General features: G+C 62.4%; 11 protein-coding genes. 8 read left to right on the forward strand and 3 right to left on the reverse strand.

What is annotated here, in order from left to right; translation table 11 throughout:
- The coding region (locus AC1D1X_RS06360; RefSeq protein ID WP_477697991.1) for an SGNH hydrolase domain-containing protein at nt 1–628 on the forward strand (628 nt) is incomplete at its 5' end.
- Between the two features lie 40 nt (nt 629–668).
- Here the strand turns inward: AC1D1X_RS06360 and lolD are convergent.
- Together lolD and AC1D1X_RS06370 are read right to left on the reverse strand one after the other, a co-directional pair.
- A complete protein-coding gene (gene lolD, locus AC1D1X_RS06365) occupies nt 669–1403 on the reverse strand; it encodes a lipoprotein-releasing ABC transporter ATP-binding protein LolD (protein WP_477669729.1) in 735 nt (244 codons plus the stop codon).
- Nucleotides 1396–2649 (reverse strand): lipoprotein-releasing ABC transporter permease subunit, encoded by a 1254-nt coding sequence (locus AC1D1X_RS06370; protein WP_477669730.1) that lies wholly within the window; start codon nt 2647–2649, stop codon nt 1396–1398. Before AC1D1X_RS06370 ends, lolD begins: the two co-directional genes overlap by 8 nt.
- 128 nt (nt 2650–2777) lie before the next feature.
- Between AC1D1X_RS06370 and AC1D1X_RS06375 the strand changes: the two genes are divergently transcribed.
- The 3 genes from AC1D1X_RS06375 to AC1D1X_RS06385 all read left to right on the forward strand — a co-directional run bounded on the left by AC1D1X_RS06375 (nt 2778) and on the right by AC1D1X_RS06385 (nt 6552).
- Nucleotides 2778–3794 (forward strand): hypothetical protein, encoded by a 1017-nt coding sequence (locus tag AC1D1X_RS06375; RefSeq protein ID WP_477669731.1) that lies wholly within the window; start codon nt 2778–2780, stop codon nt 3792–3794.
- An 18-nt stretch (nt 3795–3812) separates the two neighbouring features.
- Entirely contained in the window at nt 3813–5537 is a 1725-nt protein-coding gene (gene recJ, locus AC1D1X_RS06380) for a single-stranded-DNA-specific exonuclease RecJ (RefSeq protein ID WP_477697992.1), read from the forward strand.
- Between the two features lie 433 nt (nt 5538–5970).
- Nucleotides 5971–6552 (forward strand): DUF2325 domain-containing protein, encoded by a 582-nt coding sequence (locus tag AC1D1X_RS06385; RefSeq protein ID WP_477670203.1) that lies wholly within the window; start codon nt 5971–5973, stop codon nt 6550–6552.
- A gap of 54 nt (nt 6553–6606) precedes the next feature.
- On the opposite strand, the gene AC1D1X_RS06390 is transcribed toward AC1D1X_RS06385, so the two are convergent.
- The gene (locus AC1D1X_RS06390; protein ID WP_477669733.1) at nt 6607–7275 is read right to left on the reverse strand and encodes a glutathione S-transferase; all 669 of its coding nucleotides are present in this window, start codon (nt 7273–7275) and stop codon (nt 6607–6609) included.
- 264 nt (nt 7276–7539) lie between these two features.
- Between AC1D1X_RS06390 and AC1D1X_RS06395 the strand changes: the two genes are divergently transcribed.
- The 4 genes from AC1D1X_RS06395 to AC1D1X_RS06410 all read left to right on the forward strand — a co-directional run.
- Nucleotides 7540–8607: an ABC transporter ATP-binding protein gene (locus AC1D1X_RS06395; protein WP_477669734.1), complete on the forward strand. Its 1068-nt coding sequence runs from the start codon at nt 7540–7542 to the stop codon at nt 8605–8607.
- 83 nt (nt 8608–8690) lie between these two features.
- Nucleotides 8691–9986: an ABC transporter substrate-binding protein gene (locus AC1D1X_RS06400; protein ID WP_477669735.1), complete on the forward strand. Its 1296-nt coding sequence runs from the start codon at nt 8691–8693 to the stop codon at nt 9984–9986.
- A 167-nt stretch (nt 9987–10153) separates the two neighbouring features.
- Nucleotides 10154–11068 carry an ABC transporter permease gene (locus AC1D1X_RS06405; protein ID WP_477669736.1) on the forward strand — a complete coding sequence of 305 codons (915 nt, stop codon included), beginning with the start codon at nt 10154–10156 and terminating at the stop codon, nt 11066–11068.
- A gap of 100 nt (nt 11069–11168) precedes the next feature.
- On the forward strand, nt 11169–11663 hold a 495-nt coding region (locus tag AC1D1X_RS06410), incomplete at its 3' end, for an ABC transporter permease (protein ID WP_477697993.1).

An 11663-nucleotide genomic window follows, 5' to 3' on the forward strand; every position in this document is an offset into this window, starting at 1 on the left:
GACTTACTACACCGGGGGCAAGACCCGGCCTTGGGACCTCAACTTTCTATCGACGAACATGCGCTTGCCTAACTCGAAAGCCATGTCACGCGAATCATTTGTCGTCGGGCTTAGTCAAACCGTGGAGCGCTACAAGCGTGCGGGTGTCAAGATTTTCATCTTCAAGGACGTACCACAACAGCTGGTCGATCCAAAGAAAGTGCTACGGCGATTACGCTACAACACTGATTCCATCAATGACGCGGCAGTTCCAACCGATACACATCTTGCAGATCAGCAGTGGGTAAACGCACAGATTGATCGAGAGGCGATGAATGGTGCTGAAGTTTTGTCATTCAACGACCTGCTATGCAATGCTGCTGTCTGCCCTCTGGTCGACCGCGAGATGTTCCGGTATTTTGACGACGACCACCTCAGCGTTCACGGTGCAATGCTTGTGCTGCCGCGTATCCGGCAAGCCTTGCAAGCTGACAGCTTAACGGCTCACCACGCGAAACTGAAGCCCGTCAAAGACTCGCTCGCCATACGAAGCCTACCAGCACCATCGCAGATTGATGCTGCAAATTCCCCCGTCAGATCGGGCAGACCTCGAAGCATCATGGAGTCCGTGGACCAACTACCCAACTAGCCTCGCAATCGACGCGGTCACTTGGCATCGATGCTGTCGCTCAACCCCACTCCGACAAACGCCCCGAGACCAACCTGAAACGCCGCCCGCAACGCGAAGCCAGCGTTTCATCATGCGTGACCAGCACAAAGGCTGTGCCGAAGTCGCGCGCCAATTGCAGCATCAGTTCAAACACGCCGTCGGCGGTTGAACGATCCAGGTTGCCGGTCGGCTCATCAGCCAGCACGCACGCAGGCTGCGTGACCAGCGCACGCGCAATCGCGACGCGCTGGCGTTCGCCGCCTGAGAGTTCTGCTGGGCGGTGATGGATGCGGTCTTGCAGGCCCACGGCGGCCAGCATCTTGGTGGCGACGCGCGCGCATTCCGCAGGGGACTCACGGCGGATCCACAGGGGCATGGCCACGTTGTCGAGCGCGCTGAATTCGGGCAGCAGGTGATGGAACTGGTAGACAAAACCCAAGTGCTTGTTGCGCAGATCGCCTTGTTGTTGGGGTGACAGCGACGACAGCATCTGGCCCTTGAGTTCAACCTGGCCGCTGGTGGGGGCGTCGAGCCCGCCCATCAAATGCAGCAACGTGCTTTTGCCGGAGCCTGAGGCGCCGACGATGGCCAGCGTTTCACCGGCGTGCACTTGCAGGTCTACGCCATGCAGCACGGTCAGGTCGATCAGGCCTTCGTGGAAGCGTTTGGTGAGGCCCTTGGCCTTGAGCACCACTTCGCCGTTCGCGTTGGTGCTTTGCAGCGTATTCGTCATGTCGTTCTTGAGTTCACTCATAACGGAGGGCCTCCGCGGGGTTCACGCGGCTGGCGCGCCAGCTGGGGTAGATGGTGGCCAGGAAAGACAGCACCAGGGAGATAACCACGATCGGCATGATGTCGGCGTATTGCGGTTCACTCGGCATGCGGCTGATGAGATAAATGTCTTTGGGCAAAAAGCTGGCGTTGAGCGCGCGTTCAATGGCCGGCACGATGACGTCGATGTTGAAGGCAATGCCCAGGCCCAGAACGAGGCCCGAGAGCGTGCCGATGACGCCGACCAGTGCGCCCTGCACCATAAAAATTTTCATGATGCTTTTGGGGCTGGCGCCCAGCGTGCGCAGGATGGCGATGTCGGCGCGCTTGTCGGTCACCGTCATCACCAGCGTGCTGACGAGGTTGAAGGCCGCGACTGCCACGATAAGCGTGAGGATGATGAACATCATGCGTTTTTCAAGCTGCACGGCGGCAAACCAGGTTTTGTTCTGGCGCGTCCAGTCGCGAATCAGCAAATCACCGCTCAGGCTTCTTGACAGCTCAAACGCGACTTCGCGCGCCTGGTGCAGGTCTTTCAGCTTGATGCGGATGCCGGTCGGCCCTTCGAGGCGGAAGATCCGCGCGGCGTCGTCCTGGTGCATCATGACCAGGGCCGAGTCGTATTCAAAATGGCCGGAATCAAAGGTGCCGACCACTGTCATTTGCTTCAGGCGCGGCACCACACCCGCCGGGGTGACCTGGCCGCTGGGCGCGATCAACGTGACGCTATCGCCCTCACGCACGCCCATGGCGCGGGCCAGCTCGCCGCCCAGCACCACGCCGAAATTGCCGGGCACCAGCTTGGCTAGCGTGGGGCCGGACGTCACGGCGAGGTCGGTGACCTGGCCTTCGAGTGCCGGGTCTATGCCGCGTACGACGGTGCCCTTCATGTCTTCGCCGCGCGCCAGCAGGGCTTGCGCGGCGATGAAGGTGGCGGCGCCGGTGACCTGCGGGTTGGCCTTGATTTCAGCCAGGGTTTTTTCCGGATTGGGCAAGGCAGCGCCGTTGGGGGCGAATACCTCGATGTGCGAGATCACACCCAGCATGCGGTCGCGCACTTCCTTCTGGAAGCCGTTCATCACGCTGAGCACGATGATGAGCGCGGCCACACCGAGCGCAATGCCCAGCATGGACACGCCTGAAATAAAAGAAATAAAGCCGTTGCGCCGGGTGGCGCGGCCGGCGCGGGTGTAGCGCCAGCCCACTATCAGCTCATAAGGAATTTGCATACTCAACCTGGTAGTCGTTGCGGGCCACGGGTGGCCAGCTCGAACGGATTCTTATAGGGTGCGATTTAAGCGCGCAAATTGAGCGCCCAAATTTGAACGCCAATTGTGGCATCCCGGACAATAGCCCCATGTCAGCCAATTCCCCCACTCCTTTCACAGGCCCGAAGCTGCTGATTCCCTTTGCGGCCTGCAGTACGGAAGCCTGGCTGCCCACCATGAAGGCGCTGCCAGTGCAAGGCATGCGCAACCTGAGCCAATTGCTCAAAGGCATGAAGTCAGTACACACTGATACGGCAGATGCACACACGCTGTCGCCGCCGCACGAGCGAGCCTTGGGCCAGGCGCTGGGCCTTGCCACTGCGGACACGCCTGACGGGTTGATTCCGTGGGCGGCGCTGGATGCTGCTCAGCACCTGCAGGCCGGCACCGGCAAGGCCTGGGCCTGGGTAACGCCCTGCCACTGGGCCATGGGCCGCGAGCATGCCACGCTGACTGACCCGGCTGCGCTGGGCCTGAATGAAACGGAATCCCGCACCTTGCTGGCGGCGATGCAGCCTTACTTTGATGGCGACGGCATCACGATGCACTATGTGCCGGCGCTGGGGCCGGCGCGCTGGCTGGCCGAAGGCGAGGTGTTTCGCAGCCTGCCCACCGCATCACTCGACCGGGTGATGGGCCGCAACGTCGACCCGTGGCTGCCCAAGCAGAACAAGGACGACGCCCAGGGCATAGCTCGCAAGATGAAGCTGTTGCAAAACGAAATGCAGATGCTGCTGTACACCCACGCGCTGAACGATGAACGCGCTGCGCGCCGCCAGTTGCCGGTCAATTCTTTCTGGCTGAGCGGCAGCGGCGCCCTGCCCGCTGGGTATGAACCTGCCAGCCAGGCGCCGACCGCACCACGCAGCCTGGCGCAAGCCGTTTTTGCTGATGACTGGCAGGCCTATGCCCAAGCCTGGGCCGCACTGGATGCCGGCGAGATGGCGCAGCTGCTGGCCCGCCAACGCGCAGGCGAGGCCGTGCGGCTGACGCTGTGTGGCGAGCGCGGCTGGCAGACGTTTGAAACGCACCAGGCCGGCCTGTTGGCCAAAATTTCGAACCTTTTGATGCCGCAGCCCTTATGGTACTTGCGCGAGCAGCTATAAAAAAGATAGTAGACACACATGAAAATACAGGTACGCGATGTGCCCCCACGCAGCGTCTGGGCGCTGCAGCAAGCTGGCATTCACCCGCTGCTGGCGCAGCTGTATGCCGCGCGCGGCGTGAACGCGGCAGACGAGCTGGACGACGGCCTGGCCCGGCTGCTACCGCCCGCTTCGCTGCACGGCGCCGCTGAGGCGGCGCGCCTGCTGGCCGACGCGATGGCGGCCGGCAAAAAGATTTGCGTGGTGGCCGACTACGACTGTGACGGCGCCACCGCCTGCGCTGTGGCGCTGCGTGGCCTCAAGCTGCTGGGTGCGCAGCATGTGAGCTACCTGGTGCCTGACCGCGTCACTGATGGCTACGGCCTCACGCCTCCGATTGCCGAGCGGGTGAAGGCCGCTGGCGCCGACGTGCTGGTGACGGTAGACAACGGCATCGCCAGCATCGACGGCGTGGCGCGTGCGCGCGCGCTGGGCATGCAGGTGCTGGTGACAGACCACCACCTGCCCGCGCTGAGAGACGGCGAAGTGGTGCTGCCCGAGGCCGACGTGATCGTCAACCCAAACCAGCCTGGCTGCACGTTTGAAAGCAAATCGATTGCCGGCGTGGGTGTGATGTTTTATGTGCTGCTGGCGCTGCGTGCCGAGTTGCGTGCGCGTGGTGTGTTTGACGCCGCCACACAACCGAAGCTCGACGCACTGCTGCCGCTGGTGGCCCTCGGCACCGTAGCCGACGTGGTGAAGCTGGACGCCAACAACCGCCGGCTGGTGGCGCAGGGCCTCAAGCGCATACGCACGGGCCATTTGCCCGCGGGCCTGGCCAGCTTGTTCAAGGCAGCGGGCCGGCAGGCGCCGGTAGCCACCACGTTTGACTTTGCCTTTGCGCTGGGCCCGCGCATCAATGCGGCAGGCCGACTCAGCGACATGACACTGGGCATTGAATGCCTGCTGACCGACGACCCGGCGCGCGGCGACGAGCTGGCGCAAATGCTGGACGGCATCAACCGCGAACGCCGCGACATTGAGGCCGGCATGCGCGAGCAGGCGCAACTGGCGGCTGACGCAATGATTGACGAAGATGAGGAGCCGCCGCCGGCGATTGCCATCTTCGACCCGGAGTTCCACGAAGGCGTGGTCGGCATCGTGGCCTCACGCGTCAAAGACAAGCTGCACCGCCCGACGTTCGTGTTTGCCGCCAGCCAGGCCKACGGCAAAGAGCACGAGCTCAAGGGCTCGGGCCGCTCGATTCCCGGCTTTCATTTGCGCGATGCGCTGGACCTTGTGGCCAAGCGCCACCCCGGCGTGCTGCTGCGCTTTGGCGGCCACGCCATGGCAGCCGGCTGCACCATTGCCGAAGAGCACTTTGAAGTGTTTGAAAGTGCGCTGCAGCAGGTGGCGCACGAATGGCTGGATGCCGCCACGCTGACGCGCCGCATGGACACCGACGGCCCGCTGCCGGCCGAATATCGCCGCACCGACGTGGTCGACACGCTGCACAAGGAAGTCTGGGGCCAGGGGTTTGCAGCCCCCACCTTCAGCGAAGTGGTGGAAGTGGTGTCGCAGCGGCTGGTGGGTGAAAAACACCTGGCGCTCAAGCTCAAGCACCAGGGCCAGCCGGTCGACGGCATCTGGTTTGGCCACACCGAATCACTCCCCGCACGGGTCAAGCTGGCCTTCCGGCTGGATGCGGACGAATGGCAGGGCGTGAAGCGGGTGCGGTTTCTGGTGGAAGCGGCTGAGCTCTGACGGCCCGCTACCTCAAAGCCCTGGGTTTCTTAAGCGAATCGGGGTTTTGGCCAATAAGGGTGTGCGCAAGCAGCTCCTGAATTGATAGCAAATAGGGATACTTCAAGGGTTTCATCTGTTTACCCAAAAAGGCATAAGCCCTTACTCCAATTGAGAGTAATTCTCATTTAAGATGGGTTTTGCCCTTTTATCGGCTGATGCTTCGGTTGCCTCTTCGATTGCATATCGTTCGTTTGTTGACGGGGGCGCCTTCATCTTATGGAGCCCCGACATGCAAGGACCCTGTACCTCTCTGCCCGGCCTTGACCGGGAACACCGCGCCCTGCTCGCCCAGTACGGCGAGATCCAGAAGCGCTGCAGCACGGTGATTGCCGTGCAGGCCGCGGAAATCTCGCGCCTGCAATCCCAGGCGGTGCGCCTGCGCGCGGCGGCGATGGTGCGGGAGACGGCGCTGGCCTGGGAGCGTGAAGACCGGCAGGCCGTGGAGGCGGCCATCCCCGGCCTGCCCAAACGGCTGACGCTGGCGCGCCGGGTGGAGTGGCTGATGGGCCGTGTCCATGACTTGCAGGGTTTGGTGCGGGAACGCCTGGGCCGGCAAAAGAACACGGCGGCCCCGGCCACGCTGGCGGCGGCTTTACCAGCTTCGCAAGCCACAGCCGCCCTGCATGAAAAGTCGGTGCTGTGCGTGGGCGAGCAAGGCGCCGGCACCACCGCAGCCCGGCGTGTTGTTGAAATGGCTGGCGGGCACTTTTTGCACCATGCGGGTGACGACCTGCAGGACGCAGCCGCACTGGAGGCCAGCCTGGTCGCCGCCGACCTGGTGATCTGCCAGACCGGCTGCGTGAGCCACGACGCCTACTGGCGCGTGCAGGACCACTGCCGGCGCACCGGCAAGCAGTGTGTGCTGGTGGGCCAGCCGCAGGCCATGCAGTTTGTGCGCAGCCGGCAGGCGCCTGGCCTGCCAATCACTCCAGAAACCCAGAATATCAAGTCAAAAACGGCTCCAGCCCTTTAAGAGTTTGCGCGAGCAGCTATTGATTTAATAGCACCTCAGCAAGTTCTGCCGATGTCACTGCAACGCAAACTCACCGCCACGCGCAATCGCACGCTGGTAGGCGGGCCTGGCGTGGATGCGTGCCAGGAAATCCATCAGCCTGGGCCGGCTCTCGTTAAGCCCGCCGCGCGCGGCAGCCGCCTCCAGCGGAAAGCTCATCTGGATGTCTGCGCCGCTGAACTCGGCGCCGGCAAACCAGTCGCTCTGGCCCAATGACATTTCCAGGTAATCCAGGTGCTGGCGCAGTTGCGGCTCGATAAAGGTCTTCTTGACCTTGCCGGCGATGGCGCGGGCAATCGGCTTGACAAAAAACGGCATGGGAGAGTTCTCTACCTTGTCGAACACCAGCTTGAGGAGCAGCGGCGGCATGGCCGAGCCTTCGGCGTAGTGCAGCCAGTAGGTGTAGCGCAGGTGCGCAGGCGTGCCGGCCTCGGGCGCCAGGCGGCCGGCGCCGTAGCGCGCCACCAGGTATTCAATGATGGCGCCCGACTCGGCCAGCGTGAACTCACCATCCGTGATCACCGGCGACTTGCCCAGCGGATGCACCGCGCGCAGTGAAGGCGGCGCCAGCATGGTTTTAGGGTCGCGCTGGTAGCGCTGGATTTCATAAGACAGGCCCATCTCTTCCATCAGCCAGAGGATGCGTTGCGAGCGGGAATTGTTGAGGTGGTGCAGGGTGATCAAGGACGGCTCCATAAGACGGAAGCGCTGATGGTAGGCCATGGACTGCTGGCTTCAAGCCCCGGCGGCGACAGGAAGAAAACCTGAAAAGAGGACACGGGGGCACACCCAAACCTGACAGTCGGAAGTTTCAGGAACTTCTGGTTACAGCATGCACCAGCATGGCAGGCAGGCACGGCTTGCTCGGCACCAGAATCATGCATTTTGTACACAATATGGCCATAGATCGCATACAAAGCTGGCACAAGCCTTGCACAGAAGCTTGGCATGAACGCTCTTGCCAGCCCGCCCCCTGTCGCCATTGAAGCCATTGCGCTGACCAAACGGTACGCGCAGCAAGACAAGCCAGCGGTTGACGGCATCAACCTGCGCATTGCCAGCGGCAGCTACTGCTGCCTGCTCGGGCCTTCGGGCTGCGGCAAAAGCACCACGCTGCGCATGATGGCGGGCCACGAGTCCGTCACCAGCGGCGACATCCTGCTGGAAAACCGCAACATCACCGACCTGCCCGCCGCCGGCCGCGGCACGGCGATGATGTTCCAGAGCTTTGCGCTGTTTCCGCATCTTTCAGCGCTCGACAACGTGGCCTTCAGTTTGAAGATGAAAGGCGTGGACAAGGCGGCCCGCCGCCAGCAGGCCAAAGACTTGCTGGAGCGGGTGGCGATGGGCCACCTGGCCGAACGCAAGCCGGCCGAGCTTTCGGGCGGGCAGCAGCAGCGCGTGGCGCTGGCGCGCGCGTTGATCACGCAGCCGCGTGTGCTGCTGCTTGATGAGCCGCTGTCGGCGCTGGACCCTTTCCTGCGCATCCAGATGCGCGCCGAGCTGCGGCGCTGGCAAAAAGAGCTGGGGCTCACCTTTATCCACGTTACGCACTCGCAGGAAGAGGCGATGGCGCTGGCCGACACCATGGTGGTGATGAACCACGGGCTGATCGAGCAGGTGGGCTCGCCGCACGAAATCTACAACCGTCCCGCGAGTGAGTTTGTGGCGCGCTTCATGGGTGGGCACAACGTGCTCGACACGCCCACCGGCAAGATAGGCGTGCGCACCGACCACATGCAGATCACCCCGGCCGGCGATGCCGCGCCTGACGCGCCGCACAACCGGCGCGCCGTGGTGACCGACGTCGAATACCAGGGCCCGTATGTGCTGTTGGGCCTGCAGAACCCGGGCGTTTCACCGACGGCCCACAGCACCGCCGAGTTGTCGGTGATGGTGCCGGAGGCGGCGTTTGCGGCCCGGCCTTATGCGCCGGGCGACAGCGTGCAACTGTCATGGGCGCCCGAAGCGGCGCACACGCTGCAGGCCGCCCCTCCTGCCGTCATTAGTGCCTGATCCGTAAGGCTCACAGAAATACAGATTTTTCAACCGTCCCTTCGCAAGAAGATTTCCACCCAAGCCACCAGGAGTTTTTCACCATGTCCGACGCTCTTCCTGATCAAAAAGACACCGCCATCGACACCACCGTGGGCGGCGTGCCGCGCCGCGCTTTGCTCAAGGGCACGGCCGGCATTCTGGCCACGGGCCTGTTTCCTGCCGTGCACGCGCAGGAAAAAATCGTGCTGCGCTACCTGGGCACCGCCGTCAACCAGGACAAGGCCATCGCCGAGAAGTTCAAGGCCGACACCGGCATCACGATTCAGTACGTGGCCGTGACCACCGACGACGTGACCAAGCGCGCCGTGACCGCGCCCAACAGCTTTGACCTGATCGACACCGAGTACTTCTCGCTCAAGAAAATCGTGCCCACGGGCAACCTGAAGGGCATTGACACCAAGCGCATCAAGAACGCCGACAAGATCACCACGCTCTTCACCACCGGCACCGTGGCCGGCAAGGCCGTGGGCGACCAGGGCACCGCGCCCAAGAAAGTGATTTACCTGGAAGGCGAAAAGAGCAAGGTCTTCGCCAAGAGCCCGACGCAGTTCATGTCGCTCATTCCCACGGTCTACAACGCCGACACGCTGGGCATTCGCCCCGATTTGATCAAGCGCCCCATCAGCTCCTGGGCCGAGCTGCTGAACCCCGAGTTCAAGGGCAAGGCCGCCATCCTGAACATTCCGTCGATCGGCATCATGGACGCCGCCATGGTGGTAGAGGCCAAGGGCATCTACAAGTACCCGGACAAGGGCAACATGACGAAGAAAGAGATCGACCTGACGATCGCCACGTTGATTGAAGCCAAGAAGGCCGGGCAGTTCCGCGCGCTGTGGAAAGACTTCAATGAGTCGGTCAACCTGATGGCCTCGGGCGAAGTGGTGATCCAGTCGATGTGGAGCCCCGCCGTGACGGCCGTGCGCACCAAGGGCATCGCCTGCAACTTCCAGCCGCTGAAAGAAGGCTACCGCGCCTGGGCCGCCGGCTTTGGCCTGCCCGCTACGCTGTCGGGCAAGAAGCTGGACGGTGCCTATGAGTTCATCAACTGGTTCCTCGACGGCTGGGCCGGCGCGTATCTGAACCGCCAGGGCTATTACAGCGCCGTGCTGGAAACCGCCAAGGCCAAGATGGAAGCGTATGAGTGGGCCTACTGGATGGAAGGCAAGCCGGCTTCGCAGGACATCAAGAGCCCGAATGGCGATGTGCTGGCCAAGACCGGCGCGGTGCGCGACGGCGGCAGCTATGAAGCCCGCATGGGCGGCATCGCCTGCTGGAATGCGGTCATGGACGAGAACAATTACATGGTGCAGAAATGGAATGAGTTCGTCGCTGCGTAAATAAGTACCCCCCTGTGGTCGCTCACTTCGTGTAGCGGCCTCTCCCCTACAGGGGACGACACTGCGGCCCGGCTAAGCCGGTTCCGCGTGTCCTGGAACGGGCTTCGCTTCGCTTGCCCTTGATACCGGACGCCGGCGGTAAGCGCAACTCAACCATTTGGATTTTTATGAGCACACCTGCAATCACTGCCCATTCGAGTCCGGCCAAGGCGCCGGGGCGCAGCCTTGCGGCCTGGTGGCAGGCTACGCCGTTGACGGCGGTGTTTGTGGTGTTCTTTCTGGTGCCACTGGCGCTGGTGTTGATGGTGAGCTTTTGGGACTTCAATGAGTATGAGTTGCTGCCCGGCTTTACGCTGAAGAATTACTTCGCCGTCTTTGAAGGTTGCGGCAACACGTCGGAGATGTGTGTCACCTTCAAGACGTATCTGTCGACCTTCAAGTTCAGTTTCCTGGTCTGGCTGATCACGCTGGTGACGGGGTTTTCGGTGTCGTACTTTCTGGCTTTTTATGTGCGCTCGCAAAGCGTGCAGACGCTGCTGTTCGTGTTGTGCACGATCCCGTTCTGGACGTCCAATGTGATCCGCATGATTTCCTGGGTGCCGCTGCTGGGCCGCAACGGCCTGGTGAACCAGAGCCTGACGGGCCTGGGCATCGTGAACCAACCTGTGGAGTGGCTGCTGTTTTCTGATTTTTCGGTGGTGCTGGCGTTTGTGCACCTCTACACCATGTTCATGATCGTGCCGATCTTCAATTCGATGATGCGCATAGACCGCAGCCTGATCGAAGCGGCGAATGACAGCGGCGCCTCGGCCTGGCAAACGCTGTGGAATGTCATCGTGCCGCTGTCGCGCACGGGCATCATCATCGGCTCGATTTTTGTCATCACCATCGTGATGGGCGACTTCGTGACCATCGGCGTCATGGGCGGCCAGCAGATTGCCTCCATCGGCAAGATCATCCAGGTGCAGACCTCTTACCTGCAATTTCCGCTGGCGGCGGCCAATGCGGTAATCCTGCTGGCCATCGTGCTGATGATCATCTGGGCTTTAACGCGGCTGGTCGACATTCGAAAAGAGCTATGACCCCCACGCTTGTCACTTCGTGTACTGCGCTGCCCCCCGAGGGGGCTGGCCTTGCTTGGGGCGGCCCGGCGCTGCGGCCCCTTCTGCGAAGGTTCTAACTATGTCCGAAAAACGCTCCGCCGGCTTCTGGTTCCTGGCCGCATTCTTTGCGCTGTTTGTGCTGTTCCTGTATGGCCCGATGTTTGTCATCGTGGTGCTGAGTTTTCAGGGGCCTGAAGGCGGGCTGACGTTTCCGCTGCGCGGCGTGTCGCTGCACTGGTTTTACAAGCTGGCCGAAGGGCTGGGCGTGGTCGACATCGGCGCGGCGCTCAAGCGCTCGCTGGGCCTGGGCCTGGCCGTGATGGCTTTCACGGTGCTGCTGTCGGTGCTGGCCGGCCTGGCTTTTCGCAAGAAACTTGCGGGCGGCAACACGCTGTTTTTTGTGGTGGTGGCCAGCCTGATCATGCCGTCGATCATCGTGTCACTGGGTATTGGCCTGGAGTTCCGCCTGCTCGACACCGGCGTCAAGAAAGCACTGGAGGCTTTCGGCATGGCCGATGCGCTGGAGGGCTACGGCACATCGCTGGGGCTCTTCACCTCGGCGCTGGGTGCGCAC

This window comes from Polaromonas sp. P1_G4, from assembly GCF_056405475.1.